Annotated in this window: 16 protein-coding genes; 10 read left to right on the top strand and 6 right to left on the bottom strand. The window is 64.7% G+C overall.

The features are described 5' to 3' along the window. Nucleotides 1-17: 17 nt before the first annotated feature. The 3 genes from MTX21_RS14380 (at nt 18) to MTX21_RS14390 (ending at nt 2,461) form a co-directional block, all read left to right on the top strand. Nucleotides 18-1,148 (top strand): site-specific DNA-methyltransferase, encoded by a 1,131-nt coding sequence (locus tag MTX21_RS14380; protein ID WP_280965459.1) that lies wholly within the window; start codon nt 18-20, stop codon nt 1,146-1,148. 178 nt (nt 1,149-1,326) lie between these two features. Then, a complete protein-coding gene (locus tag MTX21_RS14385; protein WP_280965460.1) occupies nt 1,327-1,653 on the top strand; it encodes a hypothetical protein in 327 nt (108 codons plus the stop codon). A 127-nt stretch (nt 1,654-1,780) separates the two neighbouring features. Beyond that, nucleotides 1,781-2,461, top strand: a complete 681-nt coding sequence (locus tag MTX21_RS14390) for a glutathione S-transferase N-terminal domain-containing protein (RefSeq protein ID WP_280965461.1) — start codon at nt 1,781-1,783, stop codon at nt 2,459-2,461. Nucleotides 2,462-2,529: 68 nt separating this feature from the next. Here the strand turns inward: MTX21_RS14390 and MTX21_RS14395 are convergent, their stop codons facing one another. Both MTX21_RS14395 and MTX21_RS14400 read right to left on the bottom strand, forming a co-directional pair. Then, the gene (locus MTX21_RS14395; RefSeq protein ID WP_280965462.1) at nt 2,530-4,539 is read right to left on the bottom strand and encodes a HAMP domain-containing methyl-accepting chemotaxis protein; all 2,010 of its coding nucleotides are present in this window, start codon (nt 4,537-4,539) and stop codon (nt 2,530-2,532) included. Between the two features lie 281 nt (nt 4,540-4,820). Then, nucleotides 4,821-5,258: a nuclear transport factor 2 family protein gene (locus MTX21_RS14400; RefSeq protein WP_280965463.1), complete on the bottom strand. Its 438-nt coding sequence runs from the start codon at nt 5,256-5,258 to the stop codon at nt 4,821-4,823. Between the two features lie 91 nt (nt 5,259-5,349). Between MTX21_RS14400 and MTX21_RS14405 the strand changes: the two genes are divergently transcribed. Beyond that, complete coding sequence (locus tag MTX21_RS14405; protein ID WP_280965464.1) at nt 5,350-6,264, top strand: LysR family transcriptional regulator; 915 nt, start codon at nt 5,350-5,352, stop codon at nt 6,262-6,264. 134 nt (nt 6,265-6,398) lie between these two features. Here the strand turns inward: MTX21_RS14405 and MTX21_RS14410 are convergent, their stop codons facing one another. Further along, on the bottom strand, nt 6,399-7,019 hold the full coding sequence (locus MTX21_RS14410; RefSeq protein ID WP_280965465.1) for a glutathione S-transferase N-terminal domain-containing protein: 621 nt from the start codon (nt 7,017-7,019) through the stop codon (nt 6,399-6,401). Nucleotides 7,020-7,142: 123 nt separating this feature from the next. Between MTX21_RS14410 and MTX21_RS14415 the strand changes: the two genes are divergently transcribed. Both MTX21_RS14415 and MTX21_RS14420 read left to right on the top strand, forming a co-directional pair. Further along, nucleotides 7,143-8,426: a flavin-dependent oxidoreductase gene (locus MTX21_RS14415; RefSeq protein WP_280965466.1), complete on the top strand. Its 1,284-nt coding sequence runs from the start codon at nt 7,143-7,145 to the stop codon at nt 8,424-8,426. Between the two features lie 480 nt (nt 8,427-8,906). Next, nucleotides 8,907-9,908 (top strand): helix-turn-helix domain-containing protein, encoded by a 1,002-nt coding sequence (locus tag MTX21_RS14420; protein WP_280965467.1) that lies wholly within the window; start codon nt 8,907-8,909, stop codon nt 9,906-9,908. 207 nt (nt 9,909-10,115) lie between these two features. Here MTX21_RS14420 and MTX21_RS14425 read toward each other — a convergent pair whose 3' ends face one another. After that, entirely contained in the window at nt 10,116-10,298 is a 183-nt protein-coding gene (locus tag MTX21_RS14425) for a hypothetical protein (protein ID WP_280965468.1), read from the bottom strand. A gap of 617 nt (nt 10,299-10,915) precedes the next feature. On the opposite strand from MTX21_RS14425, the gene MTX21_RS14430 reads away from it, so the two are divergent. Beyond that, nucleotides 10,916-12,283 carry a phenylacetate--CoA ligase family protein gene (locus MTX21_RS14430; RefSeq protein WP_280965469.1) on the top strand — a complete coding sequence of 456 codons (1,368 nt, stop codon included), beginning with the start codon at nt 10,916-10,918 and terminating at the stop codon, nt 12,281-12,283. Between the two features lie 37 nt (nt 12,284-12,320). Here the strand turns inward: MTX21_RS14430 and MTX21_RS14435 are convergent, their stop codons facing one another. Together MTX21_RS14435 and mutY are read right to left on the bottom strand one after the other, a co-directional pair. After that, entirely contained in the window at nt 12,321-12,740 is a 420-nt protein-coding gene (locus MTX21_RS14435; protein ID WP_280965470.1) for a PaaI family thioesterase, read from the bottom strand. A 69-nt stretch (nt 12,741-12,809) separates the two neighbouring features. After that, on the bottom strand, nt 12,810-13,931 hold the full coding sequence (gene mutY / locus MTX21_RS14440) for an A/G-specific adenine glycosylase (protein ID WP_280965471.1): 1,122 nt from the start codon (nt 13,929-13,931) through the stop codon (nt 12,810-12,812). A gap of 127 nt (nt 13,932-14,058) precedes the next feature. On the opposite strand from mutY, the gene MTX21_RS14445 reads away from it, so the two are divergent. From MTX21_RS14445 to smc, 3 genes are all read left to right on the top strand, one after another. After that, on the top strand, nt 14,059-14,538 hold the full coding sequence (locus tag MTX21_RS14445) for a DciA family protein (protein WP_280965472.1): 480 nt from the start codon (nt 14,059-14,061) through the stop codon (nt 14,536-14,538). 140 nt (nt 14,539-14,678) lie between these two features. Continuing rightward, nucleotides 14,679-15,350, top strand: a complete 672-nt coding sequence (locus tag MTX21_RS14450) for a DsbA family protein (protein ID WP_280971049.1) — start codon at nt 14,679-14,681, stop codon at nt 15,348-15,350. A gap of 230 nt (nt 15,351-15,580) precedes the next feature. Then, a complete protein-coding gene (gene smc, locus MTX21_RS14455; RefSeq protein WP_280965473.1) occupies nt 15,581-19,045 on the top strand; it encodes a chromosome segregation protein SMC in 3,465 nt (1,154 codons plus the stop codon). Nucleotides 19,046-19,124 lie beyond the last annotated feature (79 nt).

Here is a 19,124-nt window from a genome sequence, read left to right on the forward strand (position 1 = left end):
GTCAGAGTTCTTGAGTCATGGTAGTGTCGCGTCGCGGGGCGTCTGCAAGGGCGCCCCGCACAAATTTTGAGTCTGCTTCGCATCACATCATCGTCGGCGATTGCGTCGCGGAGATGTCGAAGCTTCAGGCTGGCACCGTCGATCTGGTGTTCGCCGACCCCCCCTACAATCTCCAGCTCAAGGGCGATCTCAAGCGCCCCGACGAGTCGCATGTCGACGCCGTCGACGATGCCTGGGACAAGTTCGAATCGTTTTCGGCCTACGACGATTTCACCCGCGCCTGGCTGCTCGCCTGCCGCCGCGTGATGAAGCCGTCGGCGACGATCTGGGTGATCGGTTCCTATCACAACATCTTCCGCGTCGGCGCGATCATGCAGGACCTCGGCTTCTGGCTCCTGAACGACATCGTCTGGCGCAAGTCCAACCCGATGCCGAATTTCCGCGGCCGCCGCTTCACCAACGCGCACGAGACCATGATATGGGCCGCGCGCGACGAGAAGGCCAAAGGCTATACGTTCAATTACGAGGCGCTGAAGGCGGCCAACGAGGACGTGCAGGCACGTTCCGACTGGCTGATCCCGCTCTGCACCGGCGAGGAGCGTCTCAAGGACGCCGACGGCAAGAAAGTTCACCCGACGCAGAAGCCTGAGGGCCTGCTCGCGCGCGTGCTGCTATCGTCGTCGAAACCCGGCGATCTCGTGATCGATCCGTTCAACGGCACCGGCACCACCGGCGCCGTCGCCAAACGCCTCGGCCGCTCCTACATCGGCTTCGAGCGCGACAAGGTCTACGCCAAGGCCGCCGAAGCCCGCATCGACGCGGTCGAACCGCTGCCGGCGGACAGCCTCGCCCCGTTCATGACCGCGCGCGAAGCGCCGCGGGTGGCGTTCTCCGAACTGATCGAGCGCGGCATGATCATGCCCGGCACGAAACTGTTCGACGCCAAGAAGAAGCTCGGCGCGCTCGTCCGCGCCGATGGCGCCATCATGCTCGGCGACAAGGTCGGCTCGATCCACCGCATCGGCGCCGTCGCACAAGGCTCGGCCGCCTGCAACGGCTGGACCTATTGGCACGTCGAGACCAAGAAGGGCCTCAAGCTGATCGACGAGTTGCGCGCCGAGATCCGCGCCGGCATGGCGGCGGAGTAGCCTCCCTCTATATCGTCATTCCGGGTCGCGAGCACAGCGAGCGAGCCCGGAATCCATCGGGCCACGGCACAAGTGGCGGGCTCGAGGAGGCGCGCCCCGGAATGACAGGACTGGTTGAACGGCGCAGCCGCCGGGACTAGAATTAGCCCTCAGTTCTCGTCTTGATCGATCGATCCCGATGCGCCGTCAGTCCGAGACATTGCTGCTGCTGCCGCTCCTGCCGATCTTCCTCGCCGGCATGTTTCCGATGCTGCTGATCGGACTATTGGGATTTTTCGGGCTCGCTTTGTTCGGTGTGCTGCTGCTCTGCGCCGGGCTCGCCTGCGGCAACGAAGCCCACGACACCTTCCATCACGATGTCATCGTCCACGGCTACGCGCGGGGACCGGAGCGCGCTGCGCAGGCCTCCAGCATGCACGCCGCGACGCGGCTGGCGCTGTGGGTGGAGGCCATTGGCCTCACCCTCATCATCGCGGCGGTGATCGGCTTCCTCTGCGCCGGCTGATCTGCGCGGTGCGCAGACGCCGCCCGGCAAACTCGCCGGTTGTGCTGCCCCTGAGGCTTCGGCAAGAGAAGCCGCCCAGCGGCAATCACGCTGCGTTCGATCTCGGCAACAGACAGGAAAGATGCTGATGCTCAAATTCTACTTCAACGGATCGCCGAACCCGACCAAGGTCGCGCTGTTTCTGGAGGAAGCCGGACTGCCTTTCGAGCCGGTCGCGGTCGACACCCGCAAGGGCGAGCAGTTCAAGCCGGAATTCCTCAGGATCAATCCGAACGCCAAGGTGCCGGCGATCGACGATGACGGCACGTTCGTGTTCGACTCGAACGCCATCCTGCTCTACCTCGCCGAGAAGACCGGCAAATTCCTGCCCGGCCCCGCCGTCCGCGGCCAGACGCTGTCATGGCTGATGTTTGTCGCCACCGGCCTTGGGCCCTATTCGGGTCAGGCCGTGCACTTCAAGCACTTCTCGCCCAAGGACCAGGACTACGCGCATAACCGCTATCAGTTCGAAGGCCATCGCCACTACCAGATCCTCGATGATCATCTCGCCAAGCACCGCTACATGGTCGGCGATGCCTACTCCATCGTCGACATGGCGTTGTGGGGCTGGGCGCGTATGGCCGCCTTCGTGCTCGGCGAGGACGCGCCGGGCAAATATCCGAACGTCAAGCGGCTGGTCGACGAGATCTCGGCGCGTCCTGCGGCTGCGCGCGCCATCGGGCTGAAGGACAAGTTCACCTTCAAGGCCGAGATGGACGACGAGGCCCGCCGCAACATGTTCAAGCACATGGCGACAAAGGTAGCGTGATCGCGACTTCTCGTGTGGAAGGTCCACGCGCACGCGCGTGGACCTTTGTTTTCGGATGCCCGCGCTGGTCAGGCAGCGTGGACCGAGTTCAGGAACTTGCTGACCTCAAGCTTCAGACGGCTGCTGTCGGCCGATAGCGAGCGCGCCGCCGACAACACCTGCGACGAGGCCGAGCCGGTCTCGGACGCGCCGCGCTGCACGTCGCCGATGTTGGTCGAGACCCGCTGCGTGCCGTGAGCCGCCTGCTGGACGTTGCGCGAGATCTCCTGCGTCGCGGCGCCCTGCTCTTCCACGGCGGCCGCGACCGCCGACGAGATTTCCGACAGCCGCTCGATGGTGTCGCTGATCTCCCGGATCGAGCCGACCGATTCCTCCGTCGCAGTCTGGATCCCCGAGACCTGCTGGGCGATCTCGCCGGTGGCCTTCGCGGTCTGCTCGGCGAGCGCCTTGACCTCGGAGGCGACGACGGCGAAGCCGCGCCCAGCCTCGCCCGCGCGCGCCGCCTCGATGGTGGCGTTGAGCGCCAACAGATTAGTCTGTCCGGCGATCGTGCTGATGAGCTCGACCACATCGCCGATGCGCGCCGCCGCTTTGGAGAGCTCGCCGACCCGTTCGTTGGTCCTGATCGCCTGGCTGACAGCCTCGCCGGCGATGCGGGCGGATTCCTGCACCTGGCGGGCGATCTCGCTCACCGAGGAGGAGAGCTCTTCGGTCGCCGAGGCAACCGCCTGCACGTTGGCCGAAGCCTCCTGCGAGGCGGCGGCGACTTCCGTCGACAGGTCCTGAGCGCGTGATGCGGTTGCCGTCAACGTCCCAGCGGAGGCCTCCAACTCGCCGGAGGCCGACGACACGGTGTCCACGATCTCGCCGACGGCACGTTCGAACTGACCGGCGAGCTTAACCATATCGGCCTTGCGCTGCTCGGCTTGACGCGCCTCGAACTCCGCCTGCTCGCGGCGCAGGCGTTCGGTCTCGACCATGCTGTCCTTGAACACCTGGATCGCCTTGGCCATGTCCCCGATCTCGTCGGCCTTGCCGCGGCCGGGAACTTCGACCTCGAGATCGCCGCCAGCGAGCAGCCCCATCGCACGCGTCATCGAAGTCAGCGGCCCGACGATGCTGCGGGCGATCAGGAACGCGACGATGGCGCCGAACAGGATGGCAAGGCCGCCGGCGATCTCCTGAACCGACGTGGTTCCGGCGATCACGGCTTCGGCATTGGCGCGCGAGTCCCGGTAGTCCGTCTTCAAGGTGGTTTCCGCAAGCTTAAGCTTGCCGATGCTCTCGACGATGAGCGGGGCGAGGTTATTGTGGTAGATCTCGTCGGCCTGAAGCATCGCGGCGGAGGTCGTCTCGAACGCGGACTTGTAGATTCCGAGCGAGGTCTTCACCGGCGCGAGCGCGGCCCGCAGCTCCGCCGGCGGTGAGCCCTTTTCGATCGCTGCGAGCCGTTGCGCTGCCCTGTCCGCATTCGTCCTGAAATTCGCAGGTCCCTTGGTGTCGCGCAGGGCCAGAAAACGCCAGTTTGCAATTTGAACAAGAAGGATCCTGGATTCGAGGTCCGCGACGAGGGCCGCGGTGTCCTCATCGGCGGATGCGCGCGCCGCATCGACCAGCTTGCCCATCTTGACGGTCAGTTCGTCACCGCTCGGCAGCAGCGACGCCTTGCCCGTTCGCGCCTCATTGACGGCGTCGCCGAGATTGTCACGCAGGCTGCGCATTTTGGCGATGTCGTCGATGAGACCGTTGTAGAGCTTCCGCCGCTCCTCGGAGAGCGTACCCTTCGCGCCAACCTGCAATAGCTCGATCGCCGCGGCCTCCCGTTCTGCCGCCTCCCTCATCGCCGGCTCGTTCGCGTCATAAATGTATCGCAAGTTCGCCCGCTGGATGGCTTGCAGATGGGTCGATATCTCCAGTACCCGCGCGGTGCTGTCGGAAAGCGCGGATTGTCTGGCGACCTGATCCTGGACCGCCCGCAAATTCCAGACCGCGACCACGGCCATTGTCAGGCCCACCACCGCGAGCGCTGCGAAGCCGGCGTAAAGCCGGCCCCTGATCCCTAAACGAAAGTTCAGCATTTCCACTGTCCACCCAGAAGCGCAGAGATTTGAGTGGCCGAACGATTCTGGAGATCGCAGGCGGCCGCCCCGGCAGCCACGTCTCACATATCAGGCGATTCATGCTGCGCTTCGCCACATTGATGGACACTTGTTAATTGCGCCCTTCCATTTCTTCGCGCGGGCACGCATTGGGCAGGAAAACTCTGCTGATCTTGTAATCATTTGCGCAATTGTTCGGCAGTGCAGCCCTGGGCAAGATGGCGGCGAGCGCGCCTTTCTGACCGCGCTCGCCTCGGCGATCAGACCGCGGCGCCCTCACCCGGAAAACGCCCCAGCGCCCTCTCGGTCAAAACCGAGTCGCAATACTCTCTGATCTCCTTGATCTTGCCGCCCTCTAGGCGGAACACCAGGCAATAGTCGTTGTCGTAGCGCACGCCCTCGGGCGTGACGTTGTCGCCCTTGGCCTCCACCACGACGATGTCGCCGTCGGCGATGAAGCTGTGGGCGACCGTGCGCGTCCGGTCGCGAAGCCGCGTGCGCACATAGCCGTGGAGATCGTTGAGGATCGACTCCTTACCCGAGAAGGTGCGCGACCAGGAATATTGCCCGGTCACGACCCATTTGGCGTCGTCGGCGAGGCTGGCGGTGAATAGCGCACGGTCGCGCGCGGCCGGATCGGGGTTCGCGGCGGCGGCGAAAATGTCCTGCATCAGTTTCTTGTTGGTTGCGGCGCTCATGGCAGCATCTCCGTTGGTGGGAAACACGGAGATCATCGCCGCGGGATCGAAATTCTTCAAATCGATAGCGAATATGATATCTATTCGGCTCATGAATTTGAATTCGCTTGACCTCAATCTCCTGACCGCGCTCGACGCGCTGCTGCGCGAGGCCAATGTCAGCCGCGCCGCTTTGAGGATCGGCCTGTCGCAGCCGGCGACCAGCCACGCGCTGCAGCGCCTGCGCGACATCTTCGGCGACCCGCTTCTGGTGCGCACCGGTTCGCGCATGGAGCTGACGCCGCGGGCCCAGGCGTTGCGCGCACCCCTGGTACAGGCGCTCGACCAGGTGCGCGGGCTGTTCGTGGCCGAGGACTTCGATGCGGCCCGCAGCGAGCGGCAGTTCCGCCTGATGATGCCGGATCTCGCGGTCGAGCTTCTGATGCCGCCCTTGATGGAGAAGGTCACGCGCCTTGCGCCCAATGTCCGCATCGACGTCGTGCCGTGGCGGGGGCCGGCGATCTTCCACGCCGAGTTCGCCCGCACCATCGACCTCGTGATCTCGATCGGCAACGCCTTCAAGGGATTTCACCGCCAGCTTCTCTATACCGACAGCGATGCACTGGCGGTGCGGCGCGGCCATCCCCTGGGAGCGAAGCTGAAGCGGCGCGAGACCTTCCTCGCAGCGCGCCATGTCGGCGTGATCATCCGCGGCCAGGCCGAAGACCTGATCGACACCTGGCTGCGCGCCAAGGGTATCGAGCGGCACATCGCGCTGGTCGTGTCAGGCTATCTCGAGGCGCTGCATGTCGCCGCCCGCACCGACCTCGTCGCCTTCGTGCCGCGCCGGCTGATTGCGGCCCTGTCGAAACAGCTCGGGCTAGCCGCGGTGACGCCGCCGCTCGACCCCGGCATCGACGAGCAGTTCATGTTCTATCCGACCCGCGCGCAGATGGACCCCGGCTCGATCTGGCTGAGGCGCCTGATGCTGGAGACAGGACGGGAGTTGGAGAAGAAAGCTTCGTAGGGGGTTAGCCCTGCGGCTGCGCGAAGCGCAGTCCGCTGGGCGTAACCCACCGCAGGTCTATCCGCGTGGAAGCTAAAAGAGGTGGGTTACGCTTCGCTACCGACCCTACGATCGCCGGAACGACACCGAGTTTGTTACGCCTTCTGCGCGTCCATCACCTTGCGCACGGCGGGCCGGTCGGACATCCGCTTGAAATGGTCCGCGACCTTCGACGTGGCGTTGATGTCGACACCGTCGCCTTCGAGCCAGAGCGACAGCGTGTAAAGATAGGGATCGCAGATCGTATACTGCTCGCCCATCACCCACGGCCCCCTCAACATCTTCTGCTCGATCAGGGAGAAGCAGGCGCCCATGGTCTTCGGGATCATCTGCTTCATATCGGCGAACGAGCTCTCTTCGGTCGCCCAACGTGCGCCGCGCATCTTGTGGGCATGCGCCACGTGCACGGTCGAGCAGAGATAGGAGTTGAACGACTGCACCTGCGCAAATGCAAAGGCGTCGTCGAGCGGCGCAAGCTTCGCCTTGGGAAAGGTTTGCGCGATGTAGGCGAGCATTGCCGGCGTCTCGGTGAGGACGCCGCGATCGGTCAACAGCGCCGGCACGCGGCCTTTCGGATTGATCGCGAGGTAGTCCGGGCTGTTCTGCTGGTTGGCCTTGAAGTTCAGTCGTTCGGCCGTGTAGTCGGCACCGACCTCTTCCAGGGCGATGTAGGTGGCGAGCGCGCAGGTGCCGGGGGCATAGTAGAGCTTGAACATGTCGGACCTCGTGAGAAAGGGAGAAGGTAACGGCCGCGCACCGCCGCGTCCATAGGGCTCTCTTCGCAGTTGCCCACGGCCGCCTCCTCATGCGAAGACCCGCCAATCGGAGGGGGATTTGTCATGACCGCACTCATCGCCGGTGGCGGCATCGGCGGGCTGACGCTTGCGCTCAGCCTGCACCAGATCGGCGTTCCCGCAAAAGTGTTCGAGAGCGTGGCCGAACTCCGGCCGCTCGGCGTCGGCATCAATGTGCTGCCGCATGCGGTGCGCGAGCTGATCGAGCTCGGACTGATGGACAGGCTCGATGCCAGCGGCGTGCGCACCCGCGAGCTCGCCTACTTCTCCAAGCACGGCAGGCCGATCTGGAGCGAGCCGCGCGGATTAGAGGCCGGCTACAAATGGCCGCAATTCTCGATCCATCGCGGCACCCTCCAGCAGCTCCTGCTCGACACCGCGATCGAGCGGCTCGGCCGCGACAACATCCTCACCAGCCATCATCTGACCGGCTGGAGCGAGACCGCCAACGGCGTGCGCGCCGACTTCATCGACCGGGCGACCGGCAAGCCCGCCGGCAGTTACGAAGGCGCGATCCTGATCGCAGCCGACGGCATTCATTCCGCCGCACGAGAAAAGCTCTATCCGCAGGAGGGGCCGCCGATCTGGAACGGCCGCATCCTCTGGCGCGGCGTGACGCCGGCAAAGGCGTTCCTGACCGGCCGCACCATGATCATGGCCGGCCACGAGATCCTGAAGTTTGTCTGCTATCCGATCAGCAAGGAGCCGGACGCCGCAGGCAACCACCAGATCAACTGGGTCGCCGAGCGGCACATGCCGCCGACCTATCAGTGGCGGCGCGAGGACTATAACCGCACCGCGCGCCTGGAAGAATTTTTGCCGTGGTTCGAGAGCTGGCAGTTCGATTGGCTCGACGTGACCGGCCTGATCCGGAACTGCCCGCACGCCTACGAATATCCGCTGGTCGACCGCGATCCGGTATCGCAATGGACCTTCAGCCGCGTCACGCTGATGGGCGATGCCGCGCATCCGATGTACCCGATCGGATCGAACGGCGCCTCGCAGGCGATCCTCGATGCCCGCGTCATCACCCGCGAGATCTTGGCGCACGGCCCGACGCAAGGAGCGCTAGAGGCCTATGAGGCCGAGCGCCGGCCGGCGACCACCGACCTCGTCCTGCTCAACCGCAAGAACGGCCCCGAGCAGGTGATGCAACTCGTCGAGGAGCGCGCGCCCGACGGCTACAACGTCGTCACCGACGTGCTGTCCCAGCAGGAGCTGGAGGACATCGCCGCGAATTACAAGCGCGTCGCCGGCTTCCAGGTCGAAGCGCTCAACGCCAAGCCGCCGATCGTGCCGCGGCCGGATGGAAAACGCGTGAGGGCTTAGAAGATCAAGGTTGGTGACGCACTGACGCTGCACCCTCTCCCTGTGGCCCCTGTTGGAGAGGGTCAGCCTCGCGGAACGCGAAGCTGGGGATCTGACCGGCGCCGGACTGCTGGGCCTCGTGGCGTGGATAGGTCCGATGTCACGGTTTGACCGGACCTGCCTCGTGCGGGCCTTGGACCGCCGCTTTTGAGACCCATAGCGGTCTCGATGCCCGAGTTGGAAACACGCTCAGCTTCGGCCGTACCGCATTGGTTTCATCAAATGGTCTAAAAATTTTAAGCGTGGCACGCGAAGGCTGAAGATGCCACTAAAACCATTGACTACGTCAAAATAGGTACATTGATCAGAGGTAACAACGATATTACGATACAACCGGATTTGCAGCCATTTTGGCTAGGCCGCTTTTGCGATCCGAAGACTCTTTGCTGTCAATTTGCTTCCCGACCAAATTGTAGTTTTGTTTTTTTGGGGAGAACAGAAGTGGCGTGGAGTAGAGTTCTTTGCTTTACCGATCCACTGGCGTGCCAGGCAGCCTTCCCGTATTCCGACATAGAAATACTTCCCACGACGAAAGAGTTTCGGATCGACATGACCCAGGTCGCCCTGAGCCGGCTCTGGTTGCAACGTACTCACTTATCCTCGCCAACTGTCAGCACCGCCACAAGCAAGCCTGGTCGGCGATCGATCGGCTTTCTTACCGAGTCCAATTTGTCACCCTACCATCACTGTGGAATTGAGGTCATGCCCGGTGACATCATTGACAACACGCTTGAAGCCGAGCATCGACGATGCGGCCCTGGTCTTGACTACGGCGCGATGTCCATCCCCACCGACGAGCTCGATACTGCAGTCGAAGCCATAATTGGCTGCGAGTTGATGGAAAAGTCAGGACGGCACATTTTTCGTCCACCCCCTCATTCGATGTCACGACTGCTGAAGTTACACCGGGCGATCGGACAGCTCGCATGCGACACTCCCGATATTTTGCAACTGCCGGAGGTGCTTCGCGCGCTGGAGAATGAATTCGTGCACGTCATGGTCAGATGCCTCGCCGATACGGTCGACGCAAAGACCAGCACTCGCGGCCGAGGCCATAATGCTATCACGGCGCGGTTCGAGGAGTTTCTGGAGGCAAATCCCGACCGGCCGCTCTATCTCACCGAAATCTGTGCAGCTATTGGTGTCGCGGAGCGAACGCTTCGCGCCTCCTGCGAAGAGCATCTGGGCATGGGACCGATCCGTTTTCTCACCCTCCGTCGAATGCACCTCGTGCATCGCGCGTTGCTAAGCGCGGTTCCATCGACGTCAACCGTCACGCAGATAGCTACCGACCATGGCTTTTGCGAGCTTGGCCGCTTTGCGGTGGCGTATCGCGCCGCGTTCGGAGAGTCGCCGTCCGAGACCTTGAGGCGCCCCACGCAGCAGATTGCGATCCACCTCAATCGCCCATCATCACTCGTGGCCGCTGAGGCCAACGCATAGCCTTGCAAATGGGGGCCTCTTTGCGAAGTCTGCTTGTGGGCCCTCAGCGGCGGAAATCCATGTCGGCTTACACGGCATCGTGCAGGACGGCTTCGGGTCAGAATTGGGAAGAGCTCACGTTGAGCAAAACGAGTCCGCTCCTGCTTTGAATGATGACGCGCCGCATTTGCGACGCAGCAATTGCATCGTCAGCGGGTGCGACGACCATCAATGCGTGATACGCTGTGTCCCGTCGTCCTCAAGATGCAATGAGGATCGAATGAAGCGGCGGGAGTTCATAGCGGGCACTGCGGCGCGTTCGTTTTGCCACGATATTCGCGCGCGCAAGGAAAACGCCGCCGGCTTGGTTTCCTTGCCGTAGGTGATGGCAGCGGGAAGGTCCTCAATCAAGCGCTACTCGTCCGCGCCGACGAGGTCATCGAATGATGTCGGCTTCCGGCCCCGACTAGGACCTCCGGCGATGTCCGCTGTCGCGCCGCAGTTGGAGGCATAGCGGACATCAATGCGCCTGATCCAGGCCGCCCTCATCTCAGGAGATTGGGATCACGGATGGGCATTCGCGTCATCCGACGAGCCGCCCGGCGGCCCGTCCGCCCGAATTCAGGCCCGGTAGAGCCACGGCGCGACGCCCGTTTTCCCGTTAGGCGGATCAGGCCCTAACCCGATTTCGCCTTTCACCTAGTCGTGAGTTGGGTCCGCTGCCTGCGCGGGTCTACATCAGAAGTGGGTTGATCGAGACGGTCTCTCGCGCCACGAGCGCCACAGGAGCAGGCCGACAGTGCCAGTGCCCGACGGGGCCAGCGCCGACAGTGCCAGCGTCCTTGCGGCCAGAGAAAGCGAGCATCAACCTCCGCGCCCCACGCGGCGCAAGCGCTTGCGTCCGCGAGTCGGGCGCGGTTGTTTGATAGGCCGTTTTCGTGATGATCCTGTAGGCCTTCGCGAGCCGCTTGCGGGTGGCGCGACGTGATGGCGCCTGAGCGCGCGCACCACGCCTATGTGAGCTTGTCATGAGCGAAAGCATCTCATCGGTATTGCTCGATGCGCACCGCGCAAGAAGGCAAGGTCTCAACGCTATCGCGCAGCGACAACGCGCCCGGCTTGGCGAGGCCGTCGCCTTCGCTCGCACCAACTCGCCCTATTATCGCGAGCTCTATCAGGGTCTACCGGAGCGGATTGAGAGTTCGTCCGTGCTGCCGGTGGCTAATAAGCAAGAGCTGATGCGTCATTTTGACGACTGGGTCACCGATCGCGAGGTTAGTTTCGCGGCAGTGCGGGCGTTCGTCGATAACCCTGAGCTGATCGGACAACGCCTCCTTGGCAAATATTCAGTGGCAACCACCTCGGGCACCACCGGGACACCTGGAATATTCCTGTTGGACAAGCACAATTGGACGGTCACACTTGCGTTTTCGCTGCGCATGATGATCGGCGCGCTTAGCGCCAGCGAGATATTCTGTCTCCTCGTCCGCGGCGGCCGCACGGCTTCGGTGCTGGCGATGGGGGGCCACTACATCGGTGCAGCCAGCTTTGCTGCGATCCGCGCAAATTGGTCGGCCCGACGATTCCGGGCGCTCCCGGCGCAGGCCCCGTTGCGGAATCTGGTCACCGAACTCAATCGGTTCCACCCGGCTCTGCTTATCGGATACGCCGGCGTCATGGCGCTATTGGCCGCCGAGCAGGATGCGGGTCGCCTGCATATTCGGCCGGTGCTGGTTCTTCCGACCTCGGAAGGGCTTTCGCAGGACGGATACGACCGGATCGCAAAGGCATTCCACGCCAAGGTCCGGACCGTTTACGTCGCGACGGAATGCCTGTTCATGGCTATCGGCTGTGAACACGGTTGGCATCATGTCAACAGCGATTGGGCGATTCTCGAACCCGTCGATGCGAGCTATCAGCCGGTTCCGCCCGGCGAGGAGGCGCATACGGTCCTCGTGAGCAACCTCGCCAATCGCGTGCAGCCGATCCTCCGCTACGATCTCGGCGACCGCATCCTGCAACGACCTGATCCCTATCCTTGCGGCAACCCACTTCCGGCGATCCGCGTGCGGGGCCGCGCTGCCGACATCCTCACGTTTCCAACCGAGCGCGGCGAGAAAGTCGCAATGCCATCGCTCGCGCTTGAGATCGATCATGTACCCGGCGTGGAGCTGTTTCAGATCGTGCAGACAGCGCCGACACAATTGCGCGTTCGCCTCCATCCCGCAGCCGACGCTGACCCAAACCGGGTTTGGCGGGCGGTGCATTCCGAATTGACCAAGCTGCTGAATGAGCATGGGCTTGGTCAGGTGTCTGTTGAGTTGGCCGCCGAACCACCAGTCCCATCTTCCGCCGGAAAATACCGCACCGTCATCCCACTGGTTCTGAGTGCTTGAAGACGCCGATGGGTGGACAACGATTATCCCCTCCGCCTCAGCGCACGACCCTTGCCGCCTCGAGCAGGCGCTCACTCGCGGTTGCAGTCGCAAGCAGCGTGCCATCCTCGGCCATCAGCTTGCCCTCGACGAAGGCGATGGTCTTGCCGAGCTGCGTCACAGTCGCCTCGCCGATGATCGGCCCGGGCTTTGCGGGGCTAAGAAAGTTCACGGTCATGCTGATGGTAGTGGTGTAGAGCCGGCCTTCGCTCATCACGAGCACCGCGGGGCCCATGGTGTCGTCGAGCATGGCCGAGAGCATGCCGCCCTGGATGAAGCCGGCCGGGTTGCAGAACTCGGATTTTCCGTCAAAGGAAAGCCTGATCCAGCCCTGCTCTGGGCGAGCATCGAGCAGGCGCCATCCCAAAAGCTCGGCGCAGGGCGGCCTGGGAAAGTTATCGAGCGCGGTCTTGACCATGCGAAGCCTCCGTTGCCGCTCGCTGGTAACGCAAGCCTGCTGACAGCCTGATGTCAGCAGCATGGGCGGCTACAGGTCCAGTCCGTGCGCAATCACCTTGCGCATAACATTGGGCAGCGCTTCGCTCGCAAGGGTCGCAATCGGCACCCAGCGCATGCCGTCCGGCGCCCGCGCACGAATCTCGGCGCGCGCAGTGTAGACCACGAGCTCCAGCGGAAAATGCGTGAAGACGTGGGTGACGACGCCGAGCTTGCGCTGCCAGCGCGAAAGCCCCTTCAGCTCCGGCGCCTGCTCTTTCGCCGCCTTGTCGTCCTGGCCGGCGAGCCAGTCCGAGCCCGGCACCTCGGTCATTCCGCCGAGCAATCCCTGCTCCGGCCGGGTGCGGACGAGGAGTTCGTCGCCACGCGTGACGACGAAGGCTGCGCCGCGCCGCAACGTCCCGCTCTTCTTCGGCGCTTTGCGTGGAAACGTCTCCTGCGTTCCTTGTGCGCGCGCCGCGCAATCATCGTTGAGCGGGCAGAGCGAGCAGGCCGGCTTTTTCGGCGTGCAGATCGAAGCGCCGAGATCCATCAGCGCCTGTGCGCTGTCGCCGGCGCGAGACTTCTCGTCACCGGCGCGCGAGTCGGCAAGGAGCGTCGCTGCCAGTTGCTGGATCAGCGGCTTGGCCTGCGGGAGTTCCTCTTCGACTGCAAAGAGCCGCGACACCACCCGCTCGATATTGCCGTCGACCGGCATGGTTCGGCGATCGAACGCGATCGCTGCGATCGCGGCCGCCGTGTAGGGCCCGATCCCCGGCAGCGCGCGCAGCCCTTCCTCGGTTTCGGGAAACACGCCGCCATGATCGCGCGTCACGGCGACCGCGCAAGCGTAAAGGTTGCGTGCGCGCGAGTAATAGCCGAGCCCGGCCCACATCCGCAGCACGTCGTCGAGCGAGGCTCGCCCCAGCGCCGTGACATCCGGCCAGCGCGCGACGAATTTCTCGAAATAGGGCCCGACCGCCTTCACGGTGGTCTGCTGCAGCATGATCTCCGACAGCCAGACGCGGTAGGGATCCGCGGCATCGCCCGGCGCCGCGCGCCAAGGCAGCCTGCGGCGGTGACGGTCGTACCACGCGAGCAGCGCCAGGGGGCGTGCCAAACGTTCCGGCTCGACTGGTTCCGACTTCGCCTTTAGGGTGGCTCTGAGGTTCATGTCGCCACTGTAACGGGCTGGCGCCGATCTCTCCACGTCATGCCCGCGCTCGTCGCAGGCATCCACGTCTTTCTTCTCGCAAGGCTCCGGGATTTCTGACCGACTACACACGGTGCTATAAGGCCCCATGTCCAAACCCGGCCCTGTCATCGCAAAGCCGCTTTCGATTCTCCTCAACGACGTCTTTGCCGAGGCCTATGCCAGGCAGGGCTTTGCCGCGCGCGAGCTGGTGACGCGGTGGGCGCAGATTGCCGGGCCGGAGATCGCAGCCCACGCGGAGCCATTGAAGATGCAATGGCCGCGCCCGGTGGAGGGCCAGCCGCAGGAGCCGGCAACGCTGGTGCTGCGGGTCGAGGGGCCGATGGCGCTGGAAATTCAGCACTCCGCGGACGTCATCCTGGAGCGGGTCAACCGCTTCTTCGGCTGGAGTGCGGTCGGCAAGCTCGCTTTCCGCCAGGCCCCCCTGTCGCGGTCCCGGCGACCGGTGCGGCCCGGCCCGCCGGACCCGAAGGCGGTCGCCAAGATGGCGGAGAGCCTTACCGACATCGAAGATGAACAGTTGAAGACGGCGCTGGCGCGCCTCGGGGCCGCAATCAAGCGAAATTGAGCCTTATTGCGCCGGCAATCTGGACCCGTCCTTGCGCCTCGCCATTGCCTCAAACGACATTTCAAGCTAGCGACAGGCCGCCCGAGAAGGGAACCTTGATACGAACTTTGGGCGAGACCACGCCAACCCGGGAGCCGACCTTGATCATCACCCGCCGCGCCTTCACCACGATGCTGTCGCTGACCGGGCTCGCCGCGCTCGCCGGGCTCTCGCCGCTGCGGTTCATCTCCGAGGCCATGATCCCTGAAGCAAAGGCGCAGACCGCCGCCGATGTGGCCAAGCCGGTGTCGCTGCCCGACATGGCGCTGGGCCCGGCAGACGCCGCCGTCACCATCACCGAATACGCCTCGATGACCTGCCCGCACTGCGCCGCCTTCAACGAGCAGGTGTTCCCCAAGATCAAGAAGGAATACATCGACGCCGGCAAGGTGCGTTACATCTTCCGCGAGTTCCCGCTCGACATCAAAGCAGCCGCCGGCTCGATGCTGTCGCGCTGCATCGCCAATGGCGACGCGCCGAAATATTTTGCGGTCACCGACATGCTGTTCCGCCAGCAGAGCGACTGGGTGACGAAGAACACCACCGAGACGCTGACGCGGATCGGCAAGCAGGCCGGACTCACTCAGCAACAGGTCGAGGCCTGCCTGAAGGACCAGGCGCTGCTCGACAAGATTGCCGCAGACCAGAAATATGCCAGCGATGTGCTGAAGGTCGATTCGACGCCGACCTTCTTCATCAACGGTGAGAAGATCAAGGGCGAGGCCTCGTTCGAGGAATTCGCGAAGAAGATCAATCCGCTGCTCAAGAGCTGATTTGAGCGCTGATTCGCACGCACGAAGCCTGATTCGCGCGGCTGTCGCCGCATCATTCCCGGCACAAATCCCTTGGGAAAAGCGGCTTTCGCTGGTTGCCCTCGCGGCACGGCGCGGCCATTGTCCAGCCGCATGAGCCGCCTTACGCGACTCGTCCAGACAGCGACATTGCCTTCCATGGTATTGTCCCGGCAGGGAGATTCGCGCCCTGTCAACAGAGATGCGTGTTTATGAAGATCACTCGCCTGCGCCTTCATGGCTTCAAGTCGTTCGTTGAGCCCACCGACTTCGTGATCGAGGCCGGCCTGACCGGCGTGGTCGGACCCAACGGCTGCGGCAAGTCGAACCTCGTCGAAGCGCTGCGCTGGGCGATGGGCGAGACCTCGCACAAATCGCTGCGCGCCGCTGACATGGATGCGGTGATCTTCGCGGGCTCCGGCAACCGCCCGGCGCGCAACCACGCCGAAGTGACGATGACGATCGACAATGCCGATCGCACCGCGCCGGCGGCGATGAACGACAGCCAGCTTCTGGAGATCTCCCGCCGCATCGAACGCGAGGCGGGCTCGGTCTATCGCATCAACGGCCGCGACGTCCGCGCCCGCGACGTGCAGATCCTGTTCGCCGACGCCGCCACCGGCGCGCGGTCGCCGGCCCTCGTCCACCAGGGCAAGATCGGCGAGATCATCCAGGCCAAGCCCGAGCAGCGCCGCCGCGTGCTGGAGGACGCCGCCGGCGTCGCCGGCCTGCACGCCCGCCGCCACGAGGCCGAGCTGCGGCTGAAGGCCGCCGAAACCAATCTCACCCGCGTCGAGGACGTGATCGGCCAGCTCTCCGGCCAGATGGAAGGCCTGAAGAAGCAGGCCCGCCAGGCCGTGCGCTATCGCGAGGTCGCGGCGAAGGTCCGTAAGGCGGAGGCCACGCTGTTCCATCTGCGCTGGATCGCGGCCCATGCCGAGGTCAACGATTCCGGCCAGACCCATGATCTCGCCGTGCGCGAGATGGCCGAGCGCACCCAGCATCAGGCGGAAGCCGCCCGCATCCAGGCGATCCGGGCTGCCGAGATGCCGGCGCTGCGCGATGCGGAAGCGCGTGCCGCGGCCGGCCTGCAGCGGCTGACCAATGCCCGCGAGATGCTCGACCGCGAGGAAGAGCGCGCCAAGGAGCGCGTCGCCGAGCTCGAGCGCCGGCTGACGCAGTTCGAGGGCGATATAGCCCGCGCCCAGCAGCAGACCATGGATGCGGACGTCGCGCTGCAGCGGCTCGACACCGAAGACGCCGAGCTGAAGGAAGAGATCAAGTCGCGCGTCGAGAAGCGCTCCGGCGTCGATGAGCGCGTGTCAGAGGCTGAGGCGACGCTCGCCGAAGTCGAGCAGCAGTTCGCCGAACTCACCACCTCGCTCGCCGACCTCACTGCCAAGCGCAACCAATTAGAGGCCAACGTCCGCACCCATCGCGACAAGCTCGCCCGGCTCGACCAGGAGATCGCCAATGTCGCGGCCGAGGAGCAGAAGCTCGCGGAGGAGACCGGCGGTTTCGGCGATCTCGACGAGCTGACCGCGGCGGTCGAGAACGCGGAACAGACGCTTGCAGCTTCGGAAGCCGCTGCCCAAGCGAGCGAAGCCGCCCACGTCGCCGCGCGCCAGACGCTGGAATCCTCGCGCTCGCCGCTGAATGAGGCCGACAAGCGGGTACAGCGGCTCGAGACCGAGGCGCGCACGATCTCCAAGATCGTCAACGGCGAGACCAAGAACCTGTGGCCGCCGATCATCGACGGCATCACCGTCGACAAGGGCTTTGAAAAGGCGATCGGCGCCGCGCTTGGCGACGATCTCGATGCGCCGGTCGATCCGTCGGCGCCGATGCGCTGGACCAATGCCGGCGTCACCGAAGGCGATCCGGCGCTGCCCGACGGCGTCGTGCCGCTCGCCAACCATGTGCAGGCGCCAGCCGAACTGGCGCGCCGCCTGGCGCAGATCGGCGTGGTGCCGCGCGAGCGCGGCGCCGAGCTGGTGTCGCAGCTCAAGACCGGCCAGCGGCTGGTCTCGCCCGAAGGCGACGTCTGGCGTTGGGACGGCTTTGTCGCGGCGGCTCACGCGCCGACCGGCGCCGCGCGGCGTCTTGCCGAACGCGCGCGCCTCGTCGACATCGAGAACGAGCTGGAGCAGGCCCGTATCGATGCGCAGATCAAGCGTCAGGCGCTGGAGAATGCCGAAGCCGAATTGCAGATGGCCGCGAGCACCGAAGGCGCCTCGCGCGAAGCCTGGCGCGCCGCGCAGCGCGAGCTCAACGCCGCGCGCGAGCGCCATGCCACGACCGAACGCGAGATCAATCGTCACTCCGCCCGCAAGTCGGCGCTCATCGAAGCGCACAGCCGCCTTGCGGCCGATCGCGCCGAGGCCGAAGCCGCACACGAATATGCCGCGGCCGCGATCACCGAGCTGCCGTCGAGCGAAGACACCGAAACCCGGCTCGCCGCCGTCCGCAGCGACATCGAGGGCCATCGCCGCATGGCTGCCCAGGTCCGCGCCGAGGCGCAGGCGCTGGCGCGCGAGGCCGAGCTCGCCGACCGCCGCGTGCAGGCGATCCTCGCCGAGCGCACCGAGTGGCAGAACCGCAAGGGCAGCGCAGCCTCCCACATCGACACCATCCAGGCCCGCATCACCGAAGTCTCGATCGAGCGCAGCGATCTCGAAAACGCGCCGGCCGTGTTCGCCGAGAAGCGCAGCGCGCTGATCACCGAGATCGAATATGCCGAGAACGACCGCCGCATCGCCGCCGACGCGCTCGCCGCCGCGGAAACCGCGATGGCGGAGACGGATCGTGTCGCGAAGTTGACGCTCGAGGCGCTGTCGAGCTCGCGTGAGGCCACCGCCCGCGCCGAGGAGCGCATGGAAGGCGCACGGCGCCGACTCGAGGACATCGAGCGCGAAATCCGCGACATGCTGGAAGTCGAGCCGCAGGCCGTCGCCGGCCTCGCCGAGATCGAGCCCGGTGCCGAGCTGCCGCCGCTGCACGAGATCGAGGAAGATCTCGAAAAGATGCGCCGCGACCGCGAGCGCCTGGGCGCGGTCAACCTGCGCGCCGAGGAAGAGCTGCGCGAAGTCGAGGGCCAGCACACCGGCCTCGTTACCGAGCGCGACGACCTCGTCGAGGCCATCAAGCGGCTGCGCCAGGGCATCCAGAGCCTCAACAAGGAAGCCCGCGAGCGGCTCCTCACCTCGTTCGAGGTGGTCAACAACCACTTCAAGCGCCTGTTCGTCGAGCTGTTCGGCGGCGGCGAGGCGGCGCTGCACCTGATCGAGAGCGACGATCCGCTGGAGGCCGGCCTCGAGATCATCGCAAAGCCCCCGGGCAAGAAGCCGCAGACGCTGTCGCTGCTCTCGGGCGGCGAGCAGGCGCTGACGGCGATGGCGTTGATCTTCGCCGTGTTCCTCACCAACCCCTCGCCGATCTGCGTGCTGGACGAAGTCGACGCACCGCTGGACGATCACAACGTCGAGCGCTACTGCAACCTCTTGCACGAGATGACCGGCTCGACCGACACGCGCTTCATCATCATCACGCACAACCCGATCACCATGGCGCGGATGAACCGGCTGTTCGGCGTCACCATGGCCGAGCGCGGCGTCTCGCAGCTCGTGTCGGTGAGCCTGCAAGAGGCGGTGGAGATCCTCGATCAGAACGTGGCGTGAGACTGCGGTCGCTCCACAACCATTGACGTCATCATCCGCCCAGGCGGATGATCCAGTACGCTGCGGCTTCTCCTCAATT

The organism is Bradyrhizobium sp. ISRA430 (assembly GCF_029909975.1).
Taxonomy (GTDB): domain Bacteria; phylum Pseudomonadota; class Alphaproteobacteria; order Rhizobiales; family Xanthobacteraceae; genus Bradyrhizobium.